The following is a 21,956-nucleotide window of genomic DNA, read 5'->3' as shown; positions in this document are numbered from 1 at the left end:
CGAGGGCGTTGTATCAAGCAGCGCGGCGCGCGGCGGCATGATGCTAAGAGTTTCACGGCAGCGCGACGATAGGCACGCTTCCGCCCTGGAGGCTGCCGCTTGCCTACCCTACTCGCTCGAGCAATATCGGTGACTGACTCACGCTTGTCATTGCGATGCGGCCCGTGGTTGAATACCGCTGGGGCGGGGGAATGTCGGCGATGTTCATTGCATTTTTCGGGGCGGCGCTGGATCGGTCCCTACGCTGGCTGCTCGCAGGCCTGGCAATCGCGCTGACAGCAGGCTGCTCATCGGTCCCGATCGGGAACGAGGCCGCCAAGCCGCCGGAGGCGCCGCGAGCTGGTTATGCGACGCTGCATGTCGGTCGGCCCACCGGCTTCAACGTCAGCGTCTTCCCGGTGACGATCGACATCGATGGCAAGACGGTCGGCTCGCTCGCGCCGGGGCGCTACATGACTGTCGAGCTTGCACCCGGCAAGCATACGCTCGAGGTGCCGAACAACGCGTGGAGCCGCGCCATCAACGGGATTCCCCATCAGGTCGAATTCACCACCGCGGCCGGAAAAACCTACTACGCGTTGCCGACCGAATGGAATTCCGGCAGCACGCAACGCGTGACCATGGTCGGCTCCGCCGTCGTCGTCGATCGCGTGGCCGATCATCACAGAAGCTTCTCGGTCCAGGAGGCGACAACGCCGCCGGCGGAGTTCGCACGCCTGAGCTACGCGACGCCATAGTCCAGCGATGGCCGTCCGCTTCACCATCCTGCCCGGACCGCAAGCGCGCTGATCGGCATCGATGCGCCGCGTCAGCCATGCACCATCGGTAACGCATGCCTGCTCGCGCGCATTTGCCGCATGTTTCGCGGCGCCCTGCCTTCAAATTGAACGACACCGCATGGACACAGGCCGCGCCCCAAGGAAGGGGCCGATTTGTTGCCGGAGTTTGTCGATGCCTCGTTTCACCACAACCTGTATTGCATCCAGCCTTGCCGCCGCGGCGCTGATGGCCGCCACGCCGGCCCGCGCCGGCTATTACATCCTGCGCTGGGACAACACCGGCATCTGCCAGGTCTGGAGCGAGGCGTTCACGTTCAGGCCGGTGCAGTGGCCGTCGCGCTACCAGATCATCAGCCGCGTCGTGCCGACCTTCAACGACGCGGTGACGCTGCAGGTGAAGCTAAGGCGCCAAGGCCGCTGCACACTCTGAGCCCGCCCAGAGCAGCCCCGCATCTGCACGCCGGGAGGCGCGCGTCCGGCGCCTCCTCCATCAAGACGACACCCCATCGTCACATCGCCGAGATCGCTGTGAACGGCGCCGCGTCGTGGCTTGCGCGACGCGCCCTTTTGTCGCACCACTTTCGCCCAAGGCCGGCCTCGCGCTCGCCTTCGCCAGCCCGCGACCGCGGGCCGCCGTCGTTCGTTTGAGGAGATTGACGATGCGTCGCCTGACCACTCTCGCTGCCGCCGCGGCCCTCGCCGCCGCCTCGATCGCCACGCCTGCCTTCGCGGCGCCCGCGCCGAAGAGCGGCTACTACGTGATCCGCTGGGACAACACCGGCATCTGCCAGATCTGGAACACCGAGCTGCAGTCGAAGCCGGTGGAATGGCCGTCGACCTACAAGATCGTCTCCAAGCCGGTGCCGACCTTCGTCGAGGCGACCAACATCCAGCTCAAGCTGCGCGACGAGCGCCGCTGCTTCCTGTAAGCCGCGTCCCACCCGGCACGCCGCCTGCCCTGGTCAGGCGGCGGCGACCGGGCTCGCCGGCATCGCGACGAAGCCGGGTAGTTCCGTGATCCGCCCCAGCCAGGCGGTCACATTCGGATAGGGTGTGAGCGAGACGCCGCCTTCCGGCGCATGCGCGGTGTAGCTGTAGAGCGCGACATCGGCGATGGTCGGCGCGTCGCCCGCGAGCCAGGGCCGGCGGCCGAGCTCCTGCTCCATGACAGCGAACAGGCCGTTGGCGAGCTGGTGCGCGCGTTCCATGTCGGTCGGCGCGCCGAACAAGGTTGCGATCCGCGCTGCCGCTGCGCCGAAGGCGAGCGGTCCCGCCGCCGCCGACAGCCAGCGCTGCACCTGCGCCTGCGCGAGCGGATCGCGCGGCAGCCAGCGGCCGGAGGCGTCGTAGCGGTTCGCGAGATAGACCAGGATCGCGTTGGAATCGGGGATCACGGCGTCGCCGTCGACCAGCACCGGCACCTGCCCGAACGCATTGAGCGCGAGATAATCCGGCCGCTTGTGCGCGCCGCCCTTGAGGTCGACATCGACATACTCGCAGTCGAGCCCGAGCAGATGCAGCATCAGCTTGGCGCGATGCGAGTGGCCGGAGAGGGTGAATTGATACAGACGACGTTGCGACATGCGGGGCTCCCTGTGTTGCGCCTGACCTAGACCACGGCCGCTGCGGCAACAATGCAGCCCTCTCGCAACAGCTTGTTGCGAGGCCAGCAATAATGCACAAGGCGCCATGGACCGCCTGCCCGACCAGCTTCAGCCCGGCCTGCGCCTCGTCTTCGCCGGCACCGCCGCGAGCGAGCGCTCGGCCGCGACCGGGCACTACTACGCGCATCCCGGCAACCGCTTCTGGCGCACGCTGCATGCGACAGGGCTCACGCCGCGGCTGTACCAGCCGGAGGAGTATCCCACGCTGCTTCAGCTCGGCATCGGCTTCACCGATCTCTGCAAGCAAGGGGCGGGCATGGACCATGTCGCGCTGAAGGCCGGCGTCGATGTCGCGGGCTTCACAGTGAAGATCAGGCAGTACCGGCCGGCGACGGTGGCCTTTACCAGCAAGAAGGCCGCAAGTCTGTTCTACGGCAGCCCGACCAGCGCCATCGCGCTCGGCCGGCAGCCGGAGCAGGATGATTTTCCGACCATGTTCGTGCTGTCTTCGCCGTCGGGCGCCGCGTCGGGTGCGTGGACGCCGCAGCCATGGTTGGAGCTGGCGGAGCATGTGCTGAAGACGGCCTAACACGCGGCGCCAGTGATGATCGGTAGGGTGGACAAAGCAATCGCTCGCAGGGCGGTGGCGTGCCCACCATGCATCGGCGCACTCAGCAGCAAGACGGTGGCCACGGCGCGCGACGGAGCACAGCAGACAATGAAGGTCACGGGCGCGCCTTTGCCCACGCTACGCAGTGTGGACTGCATGCCCATCTTGCTCACAGGGCTGGTGAGACCGTGCCGTCTTCCCTTAGCCGAGAACATCTCCACGGCGCCGGTCTCTCCACTCCCCTCCCCCCTGCGGGGAGGGGTCGGGGGGGTCTCCGGAAGTCTGTCCGGTGATTTCAGATCACCTGGACCGGCCTGCCTCAAACGAAACTCATCGCCCGCGGACCCCCACCCCCAACCCCTCCCCGCAAGGGGGAGGGAGCTCACCGCCGACGCGGCAGGCACTCGGCCCTCTCAAGGCGTATTCGTCTTTGCCGAAAATACTTCTTGCCTATTTTCCGAAATCATGATTATCTCTCTCAACCCGCCTCATGCAGAGGGACGTACGCGTCGTCACGATACGTGGAGGTGGGCCGCGGTGGACGTGAGGGCTGCGCCGGACGAGCGCCGGTCGTCACGTACGGCGAAGTCGTGATGTCCTGATACCCCGATGCTGGTATCACGCGGGCGGCGATGCGAAGGCAGCGCGTCCGTCATGGTGGCCAACAAGCCCGGCGCACCAGGGAGACCACGTATAAGCCGTCAAACCATGCGCGCAGGGAAGGCCGGGATGTCCCAGCCGAGCCTGTGGTTCTGCCGCGTGCTTTTCTTGTTGCACGCGGACCATGGGAGCGGCGAGCTCCCGGTCTTCCCTGCCCCTCTCGGGTTTCGATGGGGCGCTCACAAACGCAAATCTCGCGCACGATGTGCGGCGAGAACGTGGAGTCGTGAGCAGGAGATCGATGATGCGCCGCGCGACCAACTCAGGAAAAACTGTCATCGCCCGCGCAGGCGGGCGATCCAGTATTCCAGAGGCGGTTGTGATTGAGCCGATGAGCCGCGGCGTACTGGATCGCCCGGTCAAGCCGGGCGATGACATCTCGTGTGATGGCGCTCACCGAGCTACATCGCCACTACCTGATCGTGATCGCGAGCCCCGACAGATCGACATTCGCCAGCAGGCCGACCTGCTCGCCGGACAGCTCCAGCACCGCGCCCTTCTGGTTGGTCAGCACGATGCCGCGGACGCCGCGGCCGACGGCGAGGCCGGCGCCGGCCGCGCCGTAGACACCCTCGACATCCGACGGGCGCCAGATGTTGCTGACACGGCCGCGCAGCACCGTGCGCGAGCCGCCGAACACGAGGCCGTAGTCGATGCCGCCGGTCGACAGCGGATAGGCGCGGCCGTGGAAGTTCAGCACGCCGCTGCCGCCGGAGCCGCCGATGATCCATCCCGCCTTGTAGATGGTCAGCGTGATGAAGCCGCCATCCGCGTGCGCCGTGGCGGGAATGACGGCGCCGCAAGCGGCCGTCAGCGCCACCAGAAGACCGCGAAGCGAGGATGCAATTTTCATGAATGAAGTCTCCAGCGAAGTGAGCTTTTCAGCGTGATTATGAGATGCGCGAAGGTGCGGTATTTCGGTGGCCGCGCGCGGCGATCGCGCCCCACCAAGCGAATCGATCGGGCCGAATTTAGCCCTTTACGCGGCCATGCGCATGCGAGGCCGCGAGTGTGGTCGAAATGCCGCCCTCGCCGTGGCGACACAGGTTTGAACCGGTTCCATGACGAACGACACTGAAGGGGGTGTCCGGGCCAAGCGCCCGGCCCGGCTCCGGCAAGCCGCAGGCGCCGCCGGAGCCCCGCATTCACTTAGCCATTTGAGGAGCCTTCCTGATGACCCGCATTTCGCTGCTGTGTACCACTGCCGCTATTGCCGGCGCCGCTCTCTCCGCTGCGACGCCTGCGAGCGCCGCGCCCTATCACCTGATCCGCTGGAGCGACACCGGCTTCTGCCAGGTGTGGGACAACGGCGTGCCGACCACGCCGTGGCCGGGCAACTATCAGACCGTCAGCACCAAGGTGCCGACCGTGATCGAGGCGCTGGCGATGAAGGAGCATCTGCTCCGCCACGGCCACTGCAAGTTCTGACACGGCATCCCCGATCGATGCGGGACGGAGCGGCGTGGCCTGCTCCGTCCCTCGCCCCTTTTGCGCCGCGTTGTGGCGAAATGGGTCGAGACCCCAGCGAAACAATGGCACTTTCGGGGTATTTCGGGCCGGTTGGCTCGCTGCGCCCCCGTGTTAAGGCCCCGTTAACCTTGTCCGACCACGGTGATTTACGGGCTGGATGTTTAGTTGGTCTCGATGTTTTCGCGTCGTCTCGAGCGTCGGCGCGGGCGTTGATCGGGAGGAGTTATGTCGCAAGAGTTGTCAGCCGATACCGCAAGTCCCTCACTCGTACCCCTCGTCATGCCGCCGTCGCCATCGGCTGCGGAGGTTCTGCCGCTGTTGATCGGCACGCCCTTGTCGGAGATCGAGCGCGAGCTCATCGTCCAGACCTTGGCGCGCTGCAATGGCAATCGTACCCACGCCGCAAGGCTGCTCGGCATGCCCGTTCGCACCCTGCGCAACAAGATCCGCAGCTACACGGCCGACGGCATCGCGGTGCCTGCCTATACGGCCTGATCCGACGGCGACCGCCCGATATCCCATCGAGTGGAACTCATCAGGATGCGTCGCCGATTGATGTTGATCAGTCGGCCTCGCAGCCCTCCTGCAATTGCTGCGATCATCACGGCTCTGTTAGGCTTTGCCGCGAATCAGAGCTTGGTAGCGGAGTTGCGGTAGTGGCAAGGAATCCGGCCGGACGCGGCCTGCAGGGCCCGGTGGGTCCACGTGGCCCGCAAGGGCAGCCCGGACGGCGCGGACCGGATGGTCAGCGCGGCAAGCCCGGCCCCGACGGCAAGCCGGGAGCTCCGGGCAAGCCTGGCCCGCAAGGCCCACGCGGCGAACAGGGCCCGCCGGGCAAGCCGGGTCCCGAAGGACCGCAAGGACCCCGTGGAGATCAAGGCCCGCGCGGTGAACAAGGGCCGCCCGGCACCTTGCCGACGATCGATCAGCTGATGCCCTGGCTCGAGCAGATCTTCGCCGCCTATGACGACTACAAGCGCAACCGGGATCGCGAGGCGCATGAGCGCGATGCGCAGCTGATCGCGGTGCGCGACATCTTCGCTTCGACCGAGCACGACGAGGCGCTGGAAGAGGCGTTCGAGGACGACGATCCGCACGAGATCGACGTTCCCAAGAAGAAGAAAAAGAAGAAGGGCAAGAAAAAGAAGAAGCACGGCAAGAAGGCCGCCGCGCGCGAGGACCAGGACGACGAGTTCTGAGGTGTCCGCTTTGCCGTGGCGCCTGCCGGCTCAGCGCGGTCCGAACCGCGCCGCCGACCGCTCCCGCGCCTTGGCCGCCTCGATGTCGCGATCGCGCGGCGGAGCCTGGGTGTGCAGCGAGGTCAAGAGCCGCCGCGCCGCGCTGGCGACGTCCTCGACCGCGGTTGCGAAGGCGGCCTCGTTGGCCTGCGACGGCGTGTTGAAGCCTGAGAGCTTGCGCACGAACTGCAGCGCCGAGGCCTGGATTTCAGCCTCCGTGGCCGGTGGCTCGAAATTGAACAGCGTCTTGATGTTGCGGCACATGACGGTTGGATTCCGGTGCTGAACGACGTCGAGGACCGTGCTATCATGCCCCCGAGGCGGCCGGAAGAGTCGCACAGGATCAGGGGGAATGTATGGTTCGATCGCTTGCCGCCGTCTTTGCCGTCGTCATCGTCTTTTGCGCGCCGGCCCGCGCCGCCGACTATCCCGCCCCGAAGCAGGGCGACGTCGTCATCAAGGATTTCAAGTTTCACACCGGCGAGACGCTGCCGGAGCTGAAACTCCACTACACCACCGTCGGCGAGCCCACGGGGCAGCCCGTGCTGGTGCTGCACGGCACCGGCGGCTCCGGGGCCAGCATGCTGGGACCGACCTTCGCCGGCGAATTGTTCGGCAAGGACCAGCCGCTCGACGCGAGCAAATACTACATCATCATCCCCGACAGCATCGGCCACGGAAAATCGTCGAAGCCGTCGGATGGGATGAAGACCAAATTCCCGGCCTATGACTATGCCGACATGGTCGATGCCCAGCACCGGCTGCTGACCGAGGGGCTCGGCATCAAGCATGTCAGGATGATCATCGGCAATTCGATGGGCGGCATGCACAGCTGGGTGTGGGCGACGCGCTATCCGGAGTTCATGGACATCGCAGTGCCGATGGCCTCGCAGCCGACGGAGATGGCGGCGCGCAACTGGATGCTGCGGCGGATCATGCTGGAGACGATCCGCAACGATCCCGACTACAATGGCGGCAACTACACGACCCAGCCGCGGATGATGAAATACGCCGTCACGGCCTATGGCACCGCGACCGCCGGCGGCACGATCGCCTATCAGGTGGCAGCGCCCACGGCGGCCAAGGCCGACAAGCTGGTCGAGGAGCGCCTCGGCACGCCCATTCCCACCGATGCGAACGACTTCCTCTATCAGTGGGGCTCGTCGCAGGACTACAATCCGTCGGCCGATCTCGACAAGATCAAGGCGACCGTGCTGCTGATCAACTCGGCCGATGACGAACGCAATCCGCCGGAGACCGGCGTTACCGCGGACGCCATGAAACGCGTCGCCAACGGCAAGGTACTGCTGATCCCGGCGTCGGCGGAGACCCGCGGCCATCTCACCACCGGCTTTGCCAAATTCTACGTCGAGCCGCTGCGCGAGTTGCTCGCGACGGCGCCGCAGCGCGGCATGTAGCGGGGGAAGGAGCCTCGAATGCGCGGAATCGTTCTGGCCGTTCTGATGCTCGGGGCGCTCGCCTCCGCGCCCGTCGCGCTCGCCGTCGACAACGGTCAGTTCGAGAACGTGCCCCCGGACATCCGCGCCTGGTTCAAGAGCGTGATCGCGCCCAACGGCGTCCCTTGCTGCGATGTCTCCGACGGCCACCGGACCACCTACGACGTCCGCGACGGCACCTATTGGGTGCCGATCGAGGGCCGCTGGATGGCCGTGCCCGAGCGCGCCATCATCCGCGACCGCGGCAATCCGATCGGCGAGGCGGTGGTGTGGTACGTCCACCATCGCGGCGACATCATCATCAGCTGCTTCGTTCCGGCGGATGCCGTGTGACATGAACGCAGCGAGGTCAGCGCTTGGGACAGCGAGATGACGGAGGCACCGCGCGACGATCGGCGCCGCGCCGTGATGCGCTGGCTGATGGCGGAATTCTACGCGGCGGCCGGCATCGCGCATCTGGCGATCCCCGAGCCGTTCCTGCGGATCACGCCGTCCTTCGTTCCGTTCGCCCCGCAGGTCATTCTGCTCACAGGCATCTGCGAACTCGCGGGCGCGGCCGCGCTGGTGACGACACCGATGCGGCGCTGGGCGGGGATCGGGCTCGCGGCTTACGCGATCTGCGTGTGGCCCGCGAACTTCAAGCATGCGTTCGAGGCGATCGACCTGCCGTTGCTCGGCAGCAGCTGGCTCTATCACGGCCCGCGGCTGGCGTTCCAGCCCGTGCTGGTGTGGTGGGCGCTGTACAGCGCCGGCATCATCGATTGGCCCTGGCGCCGTCCACCTGATCACGTGAAATAATTCGAGGAGCCGAGCCGTGAGCGCCCCAGCCGATAACGATCTCGCAGCGATCTATCCGAAGCCTCATGAGCGCGTGCTCGCGAAGGTGCGCCCCGGGCTCGACGTCCACAGCCGGACGTTCATCGCGATGTCGCCGTTCTGCGTGATGGCCACCTCCGGCCTCGACGGCAGCGTCGATGCCTCGCCGCGCGGCGGTCATCCCGGCTTCGTCCAGATCGACGGCGACCAGCGCCTGCTGCTGCCGGACCGTCCCGGCAACAACCGCATCGACAGCCTGCGCAATTTGACGGAAGGCTCAGGCCAGGTGCAACTGATCTTCTTCGTGCCAGGCCTCAACGAGACCCTTCGCGTCGGCGGCACGGCCGCGCTGTCGACCGATCCCGATCTGCTGGCGCAGCTCGAAGAGTTCGGCAAGCCGCCACGCGCGGCGCTCGTGATCACCGTGCAAGAGGTCTACTTCCATTGCGGCAAGGCGATCATGCGCGCGAAGCTCTGGTCGCCGGATGCGAAGGTCCCGCGCTCGGCGATGCCGAGCATCAGCGACATCATCTATGATCAGACCAAGCTCGGCGCGCCGGAGGCTCAGGACGTGATCGATGCGCGCTGGCGCGAGCAGCTGTGAGTTCCGCTGCTGCTACTCATTTGCAGTCGCGATCAGTCAAGTAAACCACCGTGCTCACGCAGCTGTGCAGGTGCGGAGCGAGAGGAAGTTGGGTATGAAGCGCGTCATCGCATCAAGCTGAGATTCCTCACCACCATGACCGGGCGTTTTGTTCGATCGACTGCAGCGCCCCTCGCGCGCGCCCTCCTGGCGCTCGCGCTGTCGGCCATCGCGGGCGCGGCGGCGGCCGATGAGGAGCTGAAACTCACGCCGGAGCAGGCGCAGAATCTCGGCGTCCGTGTCACGCATCCGATCTCGAGCCGGCTCGACAAGACGCTTCCCTACCCCGCGCAGCTCGTCATTCCGACACCGCAGCTCTGGGTCGTCAGTGCGCCGGTGTCGGGCATGATCACCAATCTCGCCGTCGCCCGCGGCGATCGCGTGGCGGTCGGCCAGCCGCTGCTGACGATGGAAAGCCCGAGCTTCGTATCGCTGCAGCGGGACTATCTGCATGCGCTGGCGCAGGAGGTGCTCGCGGTTCAGCAACTCAAGCGCAACGCGGATCTATATGACGGCAAGGCCATCCCGCAGCGCGTTCTGGAGTCGAGTCAGGCCGAGGCACGACAGGCCAGCATCGTGGTCGCCGAGCGGCGGCAGATGCTGCATCTCAGCGGGCTGTCAGACGAGGCGATCTCGCGGCTGTCCAACGAGGCCGCGATCAGCACGACGCTCACCGTGACCGCGCCGCGCGCGGCGTCGGTTGTCGAGATCACGGTGTCGCCGGGCCAGCGCCTCGAGCAGGCCGCCTCGCTGGTGAAGCTCGCACGGCTGTCGCCGCTGTGGGCGGAGATCGCGATACCTGCCACCAGCATCGGCGCCATCAAGACCGGCGCCAGGGTCGACATCGACGGCTACGCGACGCCTGGTCAGGTGATCCTGGTGTCCGAGACGACGGACGCGGCGACGCAGACCATCCTGGTGCGCGCTGAAATTCCGAACAACGGCGAGCTGCATCCCGGCCAGATGGCGGCCGCGCGCATCGGCTTCATCTCTGCCGGCGAGAGCGCCTGGGAAATTCCCTATAGCGGTCTCGTCCGCCGCGGCGACCAGGCCTCGGTGTTCGTCGCCACGCAGGGCGGCTTCCGCCTCGTCGCGGTGACGCTGCTCGCCGAGGACCAGGATCACGTCGTCATCTCCGGGCCCATCACCGACAAGGACGACATCGCCACCGGCGGCATCTCCGCGCTGCGCGGCATTCTCGCGCGGCTGGGACAATGATGCTGGAGCGCCTGGTCGCTTTCGCGCTGTCGCAGCGGCTGTTCGTCCTGCTGAGCACACTGCTGGTGATCGGCGCGGGCGCCGTGGTGCTGCCGAGCCTTCCAATCGACGCCTTTCCCGACGTCTCGCCTGTGCAGGTGAAGATCATCATGAAGGCGCCCGGGCTCACGCCCGAAGAGGTCGAGCAGCGCATCACCGTGCCGATCGAACTGGAACTGCTCGGGCTGCCGAACAAGAAGATTTTGCGATCGGCAACGAAGTACGCTCTCGCCGACATCACCGTCGATTTCGAGGATGGCACCGATATCTATTGGGCACGCAATCAGGTCTCGGAGCGACTGTCGAATGTTTCGCGCGACTTTCCGGAAGGCGTGAGCGGCGGCCTCGCGCCGATCACGAGCCCGCTGGGCGAGATGTTCATGTTCACGATCGACAGTCCCGACCTGTCGCTTGCGGAGCGGCGGACTCTGCTCGACTGGGTGATCAGGCCGGCGCTGCGCACCGTGCCGGGCGTGGCCGACGTCAATTCGCTCGGCGGCTATGTCCGCGCGTTCGAGATCGTGCCGCGCAATGATGCGCTGGCAGCGCGCGGAATTTCCTCGGAGCTGTTCCGCAAGGCCATCGAAGCCAACAGCCGCAACGACGGCGCGGGACGCGTCAACCAGGGCGAGGACAGCGCGCTGGTCCGCATCGAAGGCAGCATCCGCGGCATCGACGACATCAAGGCCATCGTGGTCGACACACGCGACGGCATCCCGATCCGGGTCAGCGACGTCGCCCGCGTCAAGATCGGCGCCCTCACCCGCTATGGTGCGGTGACGATCGACGGCAAGGGCGAAACGGTCGAGGGGCTGGTGCTGGGCCTGCGCGGAGCCAATGCCGGACAACTGGTCCGCGATGTCCGCGCCCGGCTGGAGCAGCTGAAGCCCACGCTGCCCGCGAGCGTCAGCATCAACGTGTTCTACGACCGCAGCCGGCTGGTCAACCGCGCCGTCGGCACGGTCGTCCGGGCGCTCGCCGAGGCGACTGTGCTGGTCGTCGTGCTGCTGCTGCTGTTCCTCGGCAATTGGCGGGCGTCGCTGGTGATCGCGCTCAGCCTGCCGCTCGCGATCATGATCGCGCTGATCGTGATGTGGGCCGTCGGCATGTCCGCCAACCTGATGAGTCTCGGCGGTCTCGCGATCGCGATCGGCATGCTGATCGACGCGTTGGTCGTCGTGGTCGAGAACATCGTCGGCAATCTCGGCAAGCACGACCGCGCGAGCACGACGCCGCTCGTCCACATCGTCTACCGTTCCGTCTGCGAGGTCCTGCAGCCGGTCGCCTCCGGCGTCCTGATCATCATCATCGTCTTCGTCCCGCTTCTGACGCTGCAGGGGCTGGAGGGCAAGCTCTTCATCCCGGTCGCGCTCGCCATCATCTTCGCGCTTGCCGCATCGCTGCTGCTCGCGCTGACGATGCTTCCGGTCGCGACCTCCTTCGTCGTCACATCCGCGTCGCACGAGGATCCGTGGCTGATCCGGGCCGCGCAACGCATCTATGCGCCAGCATTGGAATGGGCTCTCCGGAACGAACGCAAGGTCATTGTTGCCGCGCTCGCCGCCCTCATCGCCGCCGGATACGGCTACGCTCAGCTCGGCAAGACCTTCATGCCGACGATGGACGAAGGCGACATCATCGTCAGCGTCGAAACGCTTCCGTCCGTCAATCTGGACGAATCGCTTGCCATCAACGCCCGACTGCAGACGGCCCTGATGAAGGTGCCAGATGTCGCCGGCATCATCGCGCGCACCGGCTCCGACGAACTCGGTCTCGATCCGATGGGACCGAACCAGACCGATACCTTTCTCGTGCTCAAGCCGGCGGAACAGAGGCAAAGCACGGATCGCGACGCGCTGCTGCACAAGCTGCGCGAGGTCCTGAGCGGCTTCCCCGGCGTCTCGCTCAGCTTCACGCAGCCGATCGACATGCGCGTGCAGGAAATGATCAGTGGCGTTCGCGGCGACGTCGCGGTCAAGATCTTCGGGCCTGATATCGGTAAGCTGAACGAGATCGCCGCGAAGCTGTCGTCCATCCTGTCCGAGGTCGAGGGCTCGCAGGACGTGTACACGACGTTGAACGAGGGTGCGCAGTACTACACGATCGCCGTCAACCGGATGGAGGCTGGCCGCCTTGGACTGACGGTGGACTCCATCGCCGCCTCGCTGCGCACGCAGATCGAAGGCCGAACGATCGGCACCGCGCTCGAGGAGGGACGCCGGACGCCGATCCTGGTTCGTGGCGGCGAGATCACGCGGCAGGCGCCGACGATGCTGGCATCGCTCCCGCTGACGCTGGCATCGGGCCAGCATGTCGCGCTCTCTCAAGTGGCGCGCATCCAGCGGGTCGATGGCCCGGTGAAGATCGACCGCGAGGACGGCAACCGCATGAGCGTGGTGCGCAGCAATGTCCGGGGACGCGACATGGTCGGCTTCGTACAGGCCGCCCAGCAGAGGGTTGCAGCCGAACTGCCGCTGCCAGCGGGATATCGGCTGACCTGGGGCGGCCAGTTCGAGAATCAGCAACGCGCCGCCGCGCGGCTCGCGATCGTCGTGCCGGTCGCGATCGGTCTGATCTTCGTGCTGCTGTTCACGACGTTCGGCTCCGTGCGTCAGGCTCTGCTGGTGCTCGTCAACATCCCATTCGCCCTGATCGGCGGCGTCTTCGCGCTGGTGTCGACCGGCGAATATCTGTCGGTGCCCGCATCGGTCGGCTTTATCGCACTGCTCGGAATTGCCGTGTTGAACGGCGTGGTCCTGGTGTCCTATTTCAACCAGCTGCGCGCCCACGGGCTGTCCGAGCAGCGCATCGTGATCGACGGCGCGCGGCGCCGACTGCGGCCGGTGCTGATGACCGCGAGCATCACCGCGCTCGGCTTGATCCCGCTGCTGTTCGCAACCGGTCCGGGATCGGAGGTGCAGCGTCCGCTCGCGATCGTGGTGATCGGCGGCTTGCTGTCGTCCACGCTGCTCACGCTGATCCTGCTGCCGATCCTGTACCGCCGCTACGGCGCCAGCGCCAAGGAGGCGACATGACCGGCCAAGCCGTCTGCCTCACGCTGATCGTGCCGCAGGGGCTTCGTGCGGAGGTGCTCGATCATCTCGCAGAGCAGACTGATCTGGTCACGGGCTTTACCGCGTCGGACGCCGCCGGCCATGGCGCGCGCGCCCGGCTGCGCAGCCCCTCGGAACGAGTCCAGGGACATGCCAACGAGATTGTCGTGCAGATCGTACTTCAGGAGAAGGATCTCGAGCGGCTGCTGCAGCGGCTCGGAAGCGCGTTTGCGGGAACACAGCTGGTCTATTGGGCCGTTCCCGTCATCGCATTCGGCATCATCGACTGAGCGCCTGCAATGTCGCGGAGGCGGTCGATCCAAGGCAAGTTACGAAGCCCTGAACCGACCGTGTTCCGCAGGAGAGACGCCGTCTGGCCGTGACCGTCAGTGCTCGCTCTCGAGGCCGCCGACGTGCTTCTGGGTGTAGAGCTCGAGGCCGATGCGGTTGATAAGGTCGAGCTGGGTCTCGAGGAAATCGATGTGATGCTCCTCGTCCTTCATCAGCTGCTCGAACAGGTCGCGCGAGACGTAGTCCTTCACGCCATGGCAGTAGGTCGCAGCTTCCTGATACAGCGTCCGCGCGCCGATCTCGGCGGCGAGATCGCACTCGATGATCTCCTTGACGTTCTGGCCGATGCGCAAGGGGTCGAGCACCTGCATGTTCGGGAATCCGTCGAGGAAAAGGATGCGGTCGGTGAACTTGTCGGCGTGCTCCATCTCCTCGATGGATTCCTTGCGCCAGACCTTCGCCATGTCGAGAAGGCCCCAGTTGTTAAGCAGGCGATAGTGCAGCCAATATTGGTTGATGGCAGTCAGTTCGCTGCGCAATCCCTTGTTGAGATATTCAATGACCTTGGGGTCGCCCTGCATAGATAAGCTCCGAAAAGTTTGAGGCCGCAGGCGCTCAATAACAGGTTCGAAGTGCGGAGACGACCCCCGTTCATGTGCATTTTTCGGGCGGAGAGCGACGCGCCGGAGGGCAGCGGCGGTCAGCAGGCGGCGAGGGCGAACCGGCTCTGGAGGTCGTCCTCGACGGCCTGCACCGGCGCTTGCGCATGCTGATGGGCATGCTGGCAGCCGCTCTGGCACGCACGCGCGCACGGACCCAGGGCTTCATCGATGATCGTCTTGATCGTACGCGCACAGCGTCCGCATTCCGCGCTGCAGCCAAGGCAGCCATAGACCTGCTTGGGGCTCCGCGGCAATTCGTCCGAGGAGGTCACAGCCTTGCGGATGTCGTGATCGCTGATGACGTTGCAGGAACAAACAATCATGAGAAACCGGCCAATCGTCGTTTGGTCCGCTATCGATAGTCATCCGCAGCTACCCGCGCAAAGGGAAAACCGCGCTTTTGAAGCTATTCCAATCTGTCGTGCAACCTAGAATGATTTCAGAGTAGGACGTTGCTGCAGATCAAAGTCGTCAGCAATTGAAGCTCGCGATCATCGGCGGTCTTAGTCGCCGCCTCCTCCGTCCCCGCCACCTCCATCGCTTCCTCCCCCATCGCCGCCGCTGTCCATGGGGTTGCCCATGGCGTCGACCGAGGTATTCGAAAACCAGCTGGCGAGGCTGAAGCCCTGGCCGGAGGTCGATGAGGTCGCCGTGTCGGAGGTCGCGGTGTCAGATGACCGGCGCCGGCGCGGTTGCTGGCGATCGGATCTGACCAGCAGTACCCAGCACAAGGCCGATGTCAGCCCAACGGCCACGGCGATAGCCATCGCCGGCGTCATGACTGGTCCGAGCCGCAGGAAAATTTTGTGCAATGCAGCATTTGAACGTATCCTATCTATGGGTCGTCCAATGGGACGAGCCCGTTCATTGATCATTCAAGCGGGATGTGAAAACGTGCCGCATCACCCGATGCGCCATCTGCCGACCTGAAGTGAAAGAGGTAAGGTCATGAAGAAGACTCTCGCGGCCCTGGCCGCCGTCGCGACCCTGTCGAGCGCAGCGCTGGCGCCTGCTCCGGCCGAAGCGCGTAATGGTCGCGTTGCCGCCGGCGTGGCAGCGGGCCTGATCGGTGGTGCGCTCATTGGTGGTGCGATCGCCGCCGGCAGCAATCCCTATTACTACGGCCCCGGGTACTCATACTCCCCTGGCTACTCCTACGGCCCGGGATACTCGTATTACGGAGGCGGCCCTGCCTATGTGGCCGATCCCGGCTACGCCTGCTACTGGCAACGCCAGCGCTTCTGGGATGGTTATGGCTGGCGCATCCGCCGCGTCCGCGTGTGCGAGTGATCGTTCACCAACATTAATTCCATGAAGCGGCGGCGGAAAACGCAAAATCCGCTGTCCGCAGGGCCAGAAAAAACCGTTTTTCCGTCGCATCAGGTCGGACAGAGTTTACGAAGGGTTGACGGATTATCGTGTTTTCTCAGCGATGCTGATGGCCCTGATCGTGCGTGAATCACCAACCCGGCGCTCCCCGAGGGCGCTCTCCAGGAGATCTTGGAACATGAAGAAGATCCTGACCGCGGTGCTCGCGGTTGCGACTATCGCAGGTTCGCTGAGCGTCACTGCACCTGCTGCGAAGGCCGGCGACGTCGGCGCGGGCGTTGCGGCTGGTCTGATCGGCGGCGCGCTGATCGGTGGCGCGATTGCCTCCAGCCGTCCGGCCTATGGCGGTCCGGTCTATGTCGAAGCCCCCCCGCCGGCCCCGCCGCCGTGCGTGTGGCGCCGTGAGCGCTATTGGGACGGCTACGGCTGGGTGTCCCGCCCGGTTCGCGTCTGCTACTGAGCCAGACGACCATTTCTCTTCGAAAAGCCCGGCCGCGAGGCCGGGCTTTTTGCTGCCGGACTCGCGCAAATCGTCGGCACGCTACCGCGCGGCCTCGATTGCCTGCAGGACCGATGCGCTCGGCCAGCAATCCAGCTTCAGGCCCGCCCTCTTCTGAAAGGCGCCGAGCGCGGCGCGTGTCTGCATGCCGGCCTTGCCGTCCAGCTTGTCGCCATAGAGGCCGAGCCGCGTCAGCCCCTTCTGCATCGCCTCGACATCCTTGCTGCGCAGCTGCTTCGAGGCCGCCCAAGGCGTCGCGAAGGCGGCGGGGCTGGTCATGCGATCGGCGAGGTGGCCGACGAACAGCACATACAAATCCGAGAAATTGTATTCCTTGATGACGAAGTAGTTCGCCGTCGTCAGGAACGCCGGGCCGTAGATGCCCTCGGGCTGCAGCAGCGAGGCCGGCTGCTGCTGCTCGGCCGCGCCGAGCCGCTGGCCTCGCACGGGAACGAAGCCCGCGCGCAGCCAATCCGCGATCGGCTTCTTCACCTCGGGCACGCCCATGGTGCAGTCGACATTGGCCGGCGGCTTGACCTCATAGGCCCAGCGCACGCCGCGTTGCCAGCCCTTGTTGGCGAGCTGCTGCGCGGCGGAGCCCAGCGCATCGGGGACCGACCGCCAGAGATCGACCTTGCCGTCGCCGTCGAGGTCGACGCCGTGCTTGTAGTACTCCGACGGCAAGAACTGGGTCAGGCCGACGGCACCGCCCCATGACGCCCGGAGATCGCGGCGCGAGACCACACCGTCGCTCAGCATCTTCAGCGCCATGATGAACTCGGTGCGGTACTGGTCCTTGCGGCGGCCGACATAGGCCTGCGTCGCCAGTACGCGCAGCGCGTCATAGGGCAGCGCGTAACGGCCGAAATCCGTCTCGCGGCCCCAGATCGCGAGCACGATCGGCCCGGGCACGCCAAAGCGGCGCTCGATCTCGGCGAGCGCCGGACGATATTGCTGAATCAGTTGCTGGCCATGCGCGGCCAGCCGCGCGATCGAGGCTTCCTTGATGTAGTCGACGGGGACCTGCACGAACTCGGCCTGCGCCGGCGCACCGGTCGCGGGACGGCCGGGCAGCAGCAGGTCGGGGAGCTTGTAGTCGGGCTCCAGCCCCTGCGTCTCGCGTTCGAACGTTGCCCGCGAGACCCCCTGCTCCTTGGCCTCTGGCCAGAGCGAGGCGACGAATTGCGTGAAGGTGGGGTCGGCGGCGTACGCGACCGATAGGAACGGTGAAACTGCGAGCAGAAGCAAAGCCACGAGCGTGCGCAACAACACTGCGGCGTCCGCCTAAGCTTCTGTCAATTCGAGGCGCTTCTCTACACGCTCCAAACGTCCCCCAACACGATCAACGCGCTCCGAAAGCTCGGCGATCCGAACGTGAACCTGCCCGAGCTCAACGTGAACGTGGGCAACTTCGCGCTCAAGTCCACCGACGCGCTGCTTCACCTCGCGGACATCCTCGCGAAGCAAATCGAGCGTCCCGCGGATAAGACGCAGATGTTCAAGGACGATGTTTTCCACTTCGGTCATGGCATAAGCCTACCACACCGCGAACAGAATGTGAACAACCTACTTGCGCTCCCCTCCTCAATGCCCCGCCGCCTGCTTCGCCTCCTCGATCGCGGCATTCGACAGCTTGTCGACCATGGCGATGCCGATCGCCGACAGGATGAACACCGTGTGGATGATGGTCTGCCACATCACGCCGGTCTCGGTGTAGGTCGACTTGCCCGACGACAGCGCACCGGCTTCGATGAAGGTGCGCAGCAGATGGATCGAGGAGATGCCGATGATCGCCATCGCCAGCTTGATCTTCAGCACGCTGGCATTGACGTGGCTCAGCCATTCCGGCTCGTCGGGATGGCCCTGTAGATTGAGCCTGGACACGAAGGTCTCGTAGCCGCCGACGATCACCATCACCAGCAGGTTAGAGATCATGACCACGTCGATCAGGCCGAGTACCGCGAGCATGATCTGCTGCTCGGAGAAATCGAAGGCGTGGGCGAACAGATGCCAGAGCTCCTTGAGAAACAGCACGACATAGACGCCCTGCGCGATGATCAAGCCGACATAGAGCGGCAGCTGCAGCCAGCGCGAGCCGAAGATCAGCATGGGAATCGGGCGCAGCGCGCCGCCCTTGGAGGACAGGGACGCGTCAGGGGAAGACATGATCGGGAATCTCGCAGGCTAGGATGGATGGCGGAACGTCTATCTACGCCATCGCATAGCACGCGGAAGCGACAACTGGTCGCAACGCGGGCGCGACGCTTTGTCCCGGAGCAAAGACAGCGTCGCGCCTCGTCATGGAGATCAGCGGGTCAGCTTCTTGTACTTGACCCGATGCGGGATCACGCTGTCCTGGCCGAGCCGGCGCATCTTGTCCTTCTCGTAGTCCTGGAAGTTGCCCTCAAACCATTCGACATGGCTGTCGCCCTCGAAGGCCAGCATGTGGGTCGCGATGCGGTCAAGGAACCAGCGATCGTGGCTGATGATGACGGCGCAGCCGGCGAAATCCTCCAGCGCCTCTTCCAGAGCCCGCAGCGTATCGACGTCGAGATCGTTGGTCGGCTCGTCGAGCAGCAGGACGTTGGCGCCGGACTTCAACATCTTGGCGAGATGCACGCGGTTGCGCTCACCGCCGGAGAGCGCCCCGACCTTCTTCTGCTGGTCGGCGCCCTTGAAGTTGAACGACGAGCAATAGCCGCGCGAGTTCACTTCCTTCTTGCCGAGCAGGATCAGCTCGTTGCCGCCGGAGATCTCCTCCCACACGGTCTTGTTGCCGTCGAGCGCATCGCGCGACTGGTCGACATAGCCGAGATGGACGGTCTCGCCGACGGTGATGGTGCCGGCGTCGGGCTTCTCCTGGCCGGTGATCATGCGGAACAGCGTGGTCTTGCCGGCGCCGTTCGGGCCGATCACGCCGACGATGCCGCCCGGCGGCAGCTTGAAGGTAAGATTGTCGATCAGCACGCGATCGCCGAAGCTCTTCGAGAGACCTTCGAAGTCGACGACGTTCTGGCCGAGCCGCTCGGCGACGGGAATGATGATCTGCGCGGTCTGGGTCTGCTTCTCGCTGGCCTTCTTGAGCAGCTCCTCATAGCGCTGATAGCGCGCCTTCGACTTGGCCTGGCGCGCCTTCGGCGAGGCCGCGATCCACTCCTGCTCGCGCGCCAGCGTGCGCTGGTGCGCGGCCTCCTCGCGGCCCTCCTGCTCCAGCCGCTTCTGCTTCTGCTGCAGCCATGACGAGTAGTTGCCCTCGTAGGGAATGCCGCGGCCGCGATCGAGCTCGAGGATCCAGCTGGTGACGTTGTCGAGGAAGTAGCGGTCGTGGGTGACGATCAGGATCGCGCCGGGATAGTTGCGCAAATGGCCCTCGAGCCAGGACACCGATTCGGCGTCGAGATGGTTGGTCGGCTCGTCCAGCAGCAGCAGGTCGGGCTGGTCGAGCAGCAGGCGGCACAACGCGACGCGGCGGCGCTCACCGCCGGACAGCTTGCTCACATCGGCGTCGTCGGGCGGGCACCGCAACGCGTCCATCGCCTGGTCGACCTTGCTGTCGAGATCCCACAGGCCGTGGGCCTCGATCTCGTCCTGCAGCTTGGTCATCTCATCGGCGGTTTCCTCGGAGTAGTTCATCGCCAGCTCATTGTAGCGATCGAGGATGGCCTTCTGCTTGCCGACGCCGAGCATGACGTTCTCGCGCACCGTGAGCTTGGGATCGAGCTGCGGCTCCTGCTCCAGATAGCCGACACGCGCGCCGTCCGCGACCCAGGCCTCGCCGGTGTAGTCCTTGTCGATCCCTGCCATGATCTTGAGCAGGGTCGACTTGCCCGAGCCGTTGACGCCGAGCACGCCGATCTTGGCGTCGGGATAGAACGACAGGTGGATGTTATCGAGCACCTTGCGGGTCGGGTAGGTCTTGGACAGACCCTGCATGAAGTAGACGAACTGGCGCGCCATCGCGTGTCCCTCAAAACCGGCTGAAATTTCGGAAAATGGTTGCCGCTGATGTAGCCGTGCGGTCACCAAAGGGCAACCGGAGAGCCCACCTCAAGCGGAACAATTGCCGGGACAATCCCGGGTCGTATCCGCCCGGCGCAGACCCAGCGCTCACGGACGACTACGGTTTCCTCACCATGTGTGCGGTCGATCACGACAATTGCAACCATCTTTTAATTAATTCGGCGGGACACTCGGTCTCGGCCCGCAAGAACCGCGCGCCCAAGCGGCACAAGCCGCGACCGACAACAGCGAGAGCCCGTCATGGCAACCCTTACGTCAGTTTCACTGTCCGCCGCGGTGGCAGAACGCCAGAGCCGATCCGGTCTCCTCGCCGACGTCAGGGCTTTCTGGCGCGAATTCGTCGCCCGGGCCTTCAATCCGTATCGGCCGGAACTGCACTACATGCGCGGTCCGGGCCCCGCCTGGCGCGCGAAATACGGCAGCGACGCAGCGTTCCGCCTCAAGGCTGATCTCGACTGATCTTGACCGGCGCGCGGCTTGCGCCGCCCGCGCTTTGCGCGCAACGATGCCATCCATTCGCTGGCGACGGTCTCACGTCGCCGTTCCCTGCCCGAATGGATCCGGACCGATGACGCGGCTGCGCTGTGCAATTCTCGACGACTATTACGATACGGCCCTGTCTCTGGCGGACTGGCCCCGGCTGGCCGACAAGGTCGATGTCACGGCCTTCACCCATCCGTTCGACAGCGAGGATACGGCCGCCAGCGCGCTGGCCGAATTCGACGTCGTCTGCGCGATGCGCGAACGGACGCCATTCCCGCGCACGCTGATCGACCGGCTCCCCAAGCTGAAGCTCCTGATCACTTCGGGCATGCGCAATGCCGCGATCGACATGGAGGCCGCCAAGGCGCGCGGCGTCGTGATCTGCGGCACCCAATATGGCCGCGACCCGACCGCTCCTCTCACCATGGGCCTGATCCTGGAACTGACCCGCCGGATCGGCCAGGAGAATGCGCGGATGCATGCCGGCCAGCCCTGGCAGTCGCTGGGCGGGGTCGAGATCGAGGGCAAGACGCTCGGCGTGATCGGGCTCGGCAAGCTCGGCGGCAAGGTTGCCGGGCTCGCCCAGGCGTTCGGCATGAAGGTGATCGCCTGGAGCCCCAATCTCACGCCGGAGCGCTGTCAGGACGCCGGCGTCGGCTACGCGAGCAAGGAGGAGCTGTTCGCGACGGCCGACATCATCACCATCCACGTCGTGCTGAGCGAGCGCTCACGCGGACTGGTCGGGGCCGCCGACATCGGGCGGATGAAGCCATCCGCCTATCTGGTCAACACCTCCCGGGCTCCCATCATCGATGAGCCCGCGCTGCTGCGCGCCCTCCGCGAGAAGCGCATCGCGGGTGCCGCGCTCGACGTGTTCACAGTCGAGCCGCTGCCGGTCACGCATCCCCTGCGCAGGCTCGACAACGTCGTGCTGACGCCGCATCTCGGCTACGTCACGGAGGAAAGCTTCCGCGCCCATTACGGCCAGATGGTCGAGTGCATCGCCACTTGGCTCGGTGGGGCCGAGCCGCCACGCCGGCTCGCCTGACCCCCCTCCGAAACGAAAACACCCTCCGCGAGGAGGG

28 protein-coding genes are annotated in these 21,956 nt (G+C 65.5%); 19 read left to right on the top strand and 9 right to left on the bottom strand.

Translation table 11 applies throughout. The features are described 5' to 3' along the window. The first annotated feature begins 191 nt into the window (after nucleotides 1-191). The 3 genes from ACQR1L_RS34585 (at nucleotide 192) to ACQR1L_RS34575 (ending at nucleotide 1,708) form a co-directional block, all read left to right on the top strand. Complete coding sequence (locus ACQR1L_RS34585; protein ID WP_434862380.1) at nucleotides 192-737, top strand: hypothetical protein; 546 nt, start codon at nucleotides 192-194, stop codon at nucleotides 735-737. A 214-nt stretch (nucleotides 738-951) separates the two neighbouring features. Continuing rightward, nucleotides 952-1,209, top strand: a complete 258-nt coding sequence (locus ACQR1L_RS34580; RefSeq protein ID WP_434862379.1) for a hypothetical protein — start codon at nucleotides 952-954, stop codon at nucleotides 1,207-1,209. Between the two features lie 229 nt (nucleotides 1,210-1,438). Then, the gene (locus ACQR1L_RS34575) at nucleotides 1,439-1,708 is read left to right on the top strand and encodes a hypothetical protein (RefSeq protein WP_434862378.1); all 270 of its coding nucleotides are present in this window, start codon (nucleotides 1,439-1,441) and stop codon (nucleotides 1,706-1,708) included. Nucleotides 1,709-1,741: 33 nt separating this feature from the next. Here ACQR1L_RS34575 and ACQR1L_RS34570 read toward each other — a convergent pair whose 3' ends face one another. Then, the gene (locus ACQR1L_RS34570; protein WP_434862377.1) at nucleotides 1,742-2,362 is read right to left on the bottom strand and encodes a glutathione S-transferase family protein; all 621 of its coding nucleotides are present in this window, start codon (nucleotides 2,360-2,362) and stop codon (nucleotides 1,742-1,744) included. Between the two features lie 106 nt (nucleotides 2,363-2,468). Between ACQR1L_RS34570 and ACQR1L_RS34565 the strand changes: the two genes are divergently transcribed. Further along, nucleotides 2,469-2,972, top strand: a complete 504-nt coding sequence (locus ACQR1L_RS34565) for a mismatch-specific DNA-glycosylase (protein WP_434862376.1) — start codon at nucleotides 2,469-2,471, stop codon at nucleotides 2,970-2,972. 1,093 nt (nucleotides 2,973-4,065) lie between these two features. Here the strand turns inward: ACQR1L_RS34565 and ACQR1L_RS34560 are convergent. Then, nucleotides 4,066-4,506, bottom strand: coding sequence for a hypothetical protein (locus ACQR1L_RS34560; RefSeq protein WP_434862375.1), 441 nt, complete (start codon nucleotides 4,504-4,506; stop codon nucleotides 4,066-4,068). 320 nt (nucleotides 4,507-4,826) lie between these two features. Here ACQR1L_RS34560 and ACQR1L_RS34555 point away from each other — a divergent pair, with 320 nt between their 5' ends. From ACQR1L_RS34555 to ACQR1L_RS34545, 3 genes are all read left to right on the top strand, one after another. Continuing rightward, nucleotides 4,827-5,081 carry a hypothetical protein gene (locus ACQR1L_RS34555; RefSeq protein ID WP_434862374.1) on the top strand — a complete coding sequence of 85 codons (255 nt, stop codon included), beginning with the start codon at nucleotides 4,827-4,829 and terminating at the stop codon, nucleotides 5,079-5,081. A 267-nt stretch (nucleotides 5,082-5,348) separates the two neighbouring features. Beyond that, nucleotides 5,349-5,618, top strand: a complete 270-nt coding sequence (locus ACQR1L_RS34550; protein ID WP_434862373.1) for a helix-turn-helix domain-containing protein — start codon at nucleotides 5,349-5,351, stop codon at nucleotides 5,616-5,618. 161 nt (nucleotides 5,619-5,779) lie between these two features. Further along, nucleotides 5,780-6,322, top strand: a complete 543-nt coding sequence (locus ACQR1L_RS34545; RefSeq protein ID WP_434862372.1) for a collagen-like protein — start codon at nucleotides 5,780-5,782, stop codon at nucleotides 6,320-6,322. A gap of 30 nt (nucleotides 6,323-6,352) precedes the next feature. On the opposite strand, the gene ACQR1L_RS34540 is transcribed toward ACQR1L_RS34545, so the two are convergent. Beyond that, the gene (locus tag ACQR1L_RS34540; RefSeq protein WP_434862371.1) at nucleotides 6,353-6,625 is read right to left on the bottom strand and encodes a DUF2277 domain-containing protein; all 273 of its coding nucleotides are present in this window, start codon (nucleotides 6,623-6,625) and stop codon (nucleotides 6,353-6,355) included. A 92-nt stretch (nucleotides 6,626-6,717) separates the two neighbouring features. Here ACQR1L_RS34540 and ACQR1L_RS34535 point away from each other — a divergent pair, with 92 nt between their 5' ends. The 7 genes from ACQR1L_RS34535 (at nucleotide 6,718) to ACQR1L_RS34505 (ending at nucleotide 13,877) form a co-directional block, all read left to right on the top strand. Continuing rightward, nucleotides 6,718-7,779 (top strand): alpha/beta fold hydrolase, encoded by a 1,062-nt coding sequence (locus tag ACQR1L_RS34535; protein ID WP_434862370.1) that lies wholly within the window; start codon nucleotides 6,718-6,720, stop codon nucleotides 7,777-7,779. Nucleotides 7,780-7,797: 18 nt separating this feature from the next. Continuing rightward, on the top strand, nucleotides 7,798-8,151 hold the full coding sequence (locus ACQR1L_RS34530) for a hypothetical protein (RefSeq protein ID WP_434862369.1): 354 nt from the start codon (nucleotides 7,798-7,800) through the stop codon (nucleotides 8,149-8,151). A 36-nt stretch (nucleotides 8,152-8,187) separates the two neighbouring features. Continuing rightward, complete coding sequence (locus ACQR1L_RS34525) at nucleotides 8,188-8,616, top strand: DoxX family protein (protein WP_434862368.1); 429 nt, start codon at nucleotides 8,188-8,190, stop codon at nucleotides 8,614-8,616. 16 nt (nucleotides 8,617-8,632) lie between these two features. After that, entirely contained in the window at nucleotides 8,633-9,238 is a 606-nt protein-coding gene (locus tag ACQR1L_RS34520; protein ID WP_434862367.1) for a pyridoxamine 5'-phosphate oxidase family protein, read from the top strand. 135 nt (nucleotides 9,239-9,373) lie between these two features. Continuing rightward, nucleotides 9,374-10,495, top strand: coding sequence for an efflux RND transporter periplasmic adaptor subunit (locus ACQR1L_RS34515; RefSeq protein WP_434862366.1), 1,122 nt, complete (start codon nucleotides 9,374-9,376; stop codon nucleotides 10,493-10,495). Then, nucleotides 10,492-13,569: an efflux RND transporter permease subunit gene (locus ACQR1L_RS34510; protein WP_434862365.1), complete on the top strand. Its 3,078-nt coding sequence runs from the start codon at nucleotides 10,492-10,494 to the stop codon at nucleotides 13,567-13,569. The genes ACQR1L_RS34515 and ACQR1L_RS34510 overlap by 4 nt, the downstream gene beginning before the upstream one ends. Further along, on the top strand, nucleotides 13,566-13,877 hold the full coding sequence (locus tag ACQR1L_RS34505) for a DUF3240 family protein (protein ID WP_434862364.1): 312 nt from the start codon (nucleotides 13,566-13,568) through the stop codon (nucleotides 13,875-13,877). The genes ACQR1L_RS34510 and ACQR1L_RS34505 overlap by 4 nt, the downstream gene beginning before the upstream one ends. Before the next feature lie 96 nt (nucleotides 13,878-13,973). On the opposite strand, the gene bfr is transcribed toward ACQR1L_RS34505, so the two are convergent. Together bfr and ACQR1L_RS34495 are read right to left on the bottom strand one after the other, a co-directional pair. Next, complete coding sequence (gene bfr / locus ACQR1L_RS34500; protein WP_315717837.1) at nucleotides 13,974-14,459, bottom strand: bacterioferritin; 486 nt, start codon at nucleotides 14,457-14,459, stop codon at nucleotides 13,974-13,976. Nucleotides 14,460-14,578: 119 nt separating this feature from the next. After that, entirely contained in the window at nucleotides 14,579-14,863 is a 285-nt protein-coding gene (locus tag ACQR1L_RS34495) for a (2Fe-2S)-binding protein (protein ID WP_434862363.1), read from the bottom strand. A 256-nt stretch (nucleotides 14,864-15,119) separates the two neighbouring features. Between ACQR1L_RS34495 and ACQR1L_RS34490 the strand changes: the two genes are divergently transcribed. From ACQR1L_RS34490 to ACQR1L_RS34480, 3 genes are all read left to right on the top strand, one after another. Further along, complete coding sequence (locus tag ACQR1L_RS34490) at nucleotides 15,120-15,470, top strand: hypothetical protein (protein WP_434862362.1); 351 nt, start codon at nucleotides 15,120-15,122, stop codon at nucleotides 15,468-15,470. Between the two features lie 18 nt (nucleotides 15,471-15,488). Beyond that, a complete protein-coding gene (locus tag ACQR1L_RS34485) occupies nucleotides 15,489-15,830 on the top strand; it encodes a hypothetical protein (RefSeq protein ID WP_434862361.1) in 342 nt (113 codons plus the stop codon). Nucleotides 15,831-16,047: 217 nt separating this feature from the next. Next, nucleotides 16,048-16,329: a hypothetical protein gene (locus ACQR1L_RS34480; protein ID WP_006615582.1), complete on the top strand. Its 282-nt coding sequence runs from the start codon at nucleotides 16,048-16,050 to the stop codon at nucleotides 16,327-16,329. 81 nt (nucleotides 16,330-16,410) lie between these two features. Here ACQR1L_RS34480 and ACQR1L_RS34475 read toward each other — a convergent pair whose 3' ends face one another. The 4 genes from ACQR1L_RS34475 to ettA all read right to left on the bottom strand — a co-directional run bounded on the left by ACQR1L_RS34475 (nucleotide 16,411) and on the right by ettA (nucleotide 20,325). Continuing rightward, complete coding sequence (locus ACQR1L_RS34475) at nucleotides 16,411-17,634, bottom strand: lytic murein transglycosylase (protein ID WP_434862381.1); 1,224 nt, start codon at nucleotides 17,632-17,634, stop codon at nucleotides 16,411-16,413. Nucleotides 17,635-17,652: 18 nt separating this feature from the next. Then, the gene (locus ACQR1L_RS34470; RefSeq protein WP_434862360.1) at nucleotides 17,653-17,895 is read right to left on the bottom strand and encodes a hypothetical protein; all 243 of its coding nucleotides are present in this window, start codon (nucleotides 17,893-17,895) and stop codon (nucleotides 17,653-17,655) included. A 57-nt stretch (nucleotides 17,896-17,952) separates the two neighbouring features. Further along, nucleotides 17,953-18,534, bottom strand: coding sequence for a TIGR00645 family protein (locus ACQR1L_RS34465; RefSeq protein WP_434862359.1), 582 nt, complete (start codon nucleotides 18,532-18,534; stop codon nucleotides 17,953-17,955). Between the two features lie 141 nt (nucleotides 18,535-18,675). Beyond that, complete coding sequence (gene ettA / locus ACQR1L_RS34460; RefSeq protein ID WP_434862358.1) at nucleotides 18,676-20,325, bottom strand: energy-dependent translational throttle protein EttA; 1,650 nt, start codon at nucleotides 20,323-20,325, stop codon at nucleotides 18,676-18,678. A gap of 303 nt (nucleotides 20,326-20,628) precedes the next feature. Between ettA and ACQR1L_RS34455 the strand changes: the two genes are divergently transcribed. Both ACQR1L_RS34455 and ACQR1L_RS34450 read left to right on the top strand, forming a co-directional pair. Then, the gene (locus ACQR1L_RS34455) at nucleotides 20,629-20,847 is read left to right on the top strand and encodes a hypothetical protein (RefSeq protein WP_434862357.1); all 219 of its coding nucleotides are present in this window, start codon (nucleotides 20,629-20,631) and stop codon (nucleotides 20,845-20,847) included. Nucleotides 20,848-20,956: 109 nt separating this feature from the next. Continuing rightward, a complete protein-coding gene (locus ACQR1L_RS34450; protein WP_434862356.1) occupies nucleotides 20,957-21,919 on the top strand; it encodes a D-2-hydroxyacid dehydrogenase family protein in 963 nt (320 codons plus the stop codon). The last annotated feature ends 37 nt before the right edge of the window (nucleotides 21,920-21,956 follow it).

It is taken from the genome of Bradyrhizobium sp. HKCCYLR20261 (assembly GCF_051168435.1).
Lineage (GTDB): Bacteria > Pseudomonadota > Alphaproteobacteria > Rhizobiales > Xanthobacteraceae > Bradyrhizobium.
Note: the sequence above shows the minus strand (reverse complement) of the source record. Positions and strands in the feature narration are given on the sequence as shown.

Excerpts from the sequence above, each read along its gene's own strand:
- ACQR1L_RS34585 (WP_434862380.1), top strand. The coding sequence starts at position 192 with ATGTCGGCGATGTTCATTGCATTTTTCGGGGCGGCGCTGGATCGGTCC.
- ACQR1L_RS34580 (WP_434862379.1), top strand. The coding sequence starts at position 952 with ATGCCTCGTTTCACCACAACCTGTATTGCATCCAGCCTTGCCGCCGCG.
- ACQR1L_RS34575 (WP_434862378.1), top strand. The coding sequence starts at position 1,439 with ATGCGTCGCCTGACCACTCTCGCTGCCGCCGCGGCCCTCGCCGCCGCC.
- ACQR1L_RS34570 (WP_434862377.1), bottom strand. The coding sequence starts at position 2,362 with ATGTCGCAACGTCGTCTGTATCAATTCACCCTCTCCGGCCACTCGCAT.
- ACQR1L_RS34565 (WP_434862376.1), top strand. The coding sequence starts at position 2,469 with ATGGACCGCCTGCCCGACCAGCTTCAGCCCGGCCTGCGCCTCGTCTTC.
- ACQR1L_RS34560 (WP_434862375.1), bottom strand. The coding sequence starts at position 4,506 with ATGAAAATTGCATCCTCGCTTCGCGGTCTTCTGGTGGCGCTGACGGCC.
- ACQR1L_RS34555 (WP_434862374.1), top strand. The coding sequence starts at position 4,827 with ATGACCCGCATTTCGCTGCTGTGTACCACTGCCGCTATTGCCGGCGCC.
- ACQR1L_RS34550 (WP_434862373.1), top strand. The coding sequence starts at position 5,349 with ATGTCGCAAGAGTTGTCAGCCGATACCGCAAGTCCCTCACTCGTACCC.
- ACQR1L_RS34540 (WP_434862371.1), bottom strand. The coding sequence starts at position 6,625 with ATGTGCCGCAACATCAAGACGCTGTTCAATTTCGAGCCACCGGCCACG.
- ACQR1L_RS34535 (WP_434862370.1), top strand. The coding sequence starts at position 6,718 with ATGGTTCGATCGCTTGCCGCCGTCTTTGCCGTCGTCATCGTCTTTTGC.
- ACQR1L_RS34530 (WP_434862369.1), top strand. The coding sequence starts at position 7,798 with ATGCGCGGAATCGTTCTGGCCGTTCTGATGCTCGGGGCGCTCGCCTCC.
- ACQR1L_RS34525 (WP_434862368.1), top strand. The coding sequence starts at position 8,188 with ATGACGGAGGCACCGCGCGACGATCGGCGCCGCGCCGTGATGCGCTGG.
- ACQR1L_RS34515 (WP_434862366.1), top strand. The coding sequence starts at position 9,374 with ATGACCGGGCGTTTTGTTCGATCGACTGCAGCGCCCCTCGCGCGCGCC.
- ACQR1L_RS34510 (WP_434862365.1), top strand. The coding sequence starts at position 10,492 with ATGATGCTGGAGCGCCTGGTCGCTTTCGCGCTGTCGCAGCGGCTGTTC.
- ACQR1L_RS34505 (WP_434862364.1), top strand. The coding sequence starts at position 13,566 with ATGACCGGCCAAGCCGTCTGCCTCACGCTGATCGTGCCGCAGGGGCTT.
- bfr (WP_315717837.1), bottom strand. The coding sequence starts at position 14,459 with ATGCAGGGCGACCCCAAGGTCATTGAATATCTCAACAAGGGATTGCGC.
- ACQR1L_RS34495 (WP_434862363.1), bottom strand. The coding sequence starts at position 14,863 with ATGATTGTTTGTTCCTGCAACGTCATCAGCGATCACGACATCCGCAAG.
- ACQR1L_RS34490 (WP_434862362.1), top strand. The coding sequence starts at position 15,120 with ATGGCGTCGACCGAGGTATTCGAAAACCAGCTGGCGAGGCTGAAGCCC.
- ACQR1L_RS34485 (WP_434862361.1), top strand. The coding sequence starts at position 15,489 with ATGAAGAAGACTCTCGCGGCCCTGGCCGCCGTCGCGACCCTGTCGAGC.
- ACQR1L_RS34480 (WP_006615582.1), top strand. The coding sequence starts at position 16,048 with ATGAAGAAGATCCTGACCGCGGTGCTCGCGGTTGCGACTATCGCAGGT.
- ACQR1L_RS34470 (WP_434862360.1), bottom strand. The coding sequence starts at position 17,895 with ATGACCGAAGTGGAAAACATCGTCCTTGAACATCTGCGTCTTATCCGC.
- ACQR1L_RS34465 (WP_434862359.1), bottom strand. The coding sequence starts at position 18,534 with ATGTCTTCCCCTGACGCGTCCCTGTCCTCCAAGGGCGGCGCGCTGCGC.
- ettA (WP_434862358.1), bottom strand. The coding sequence starts at position 20,325 with ATGGCGCGCCAGTTCGTCTACTTCATGCAGGGTCTGTCCAAGACCTAC.
- ACQR1L_RS34455 (WP_434862357.1), top strand. The coding sequence starts at position 20,629 with ATGGCAACCCTTACGTCAGTTTCACTGTCCGCCGCGGTGGCAGAACGC.
- ACQR1L_RS34450 (WP_434862356.1), top strand. The coding sequence starts at position 20,957 with ATGACGCGGCTGCGCTGTGCAATTCTCGACGACTATTACGATACGGCC.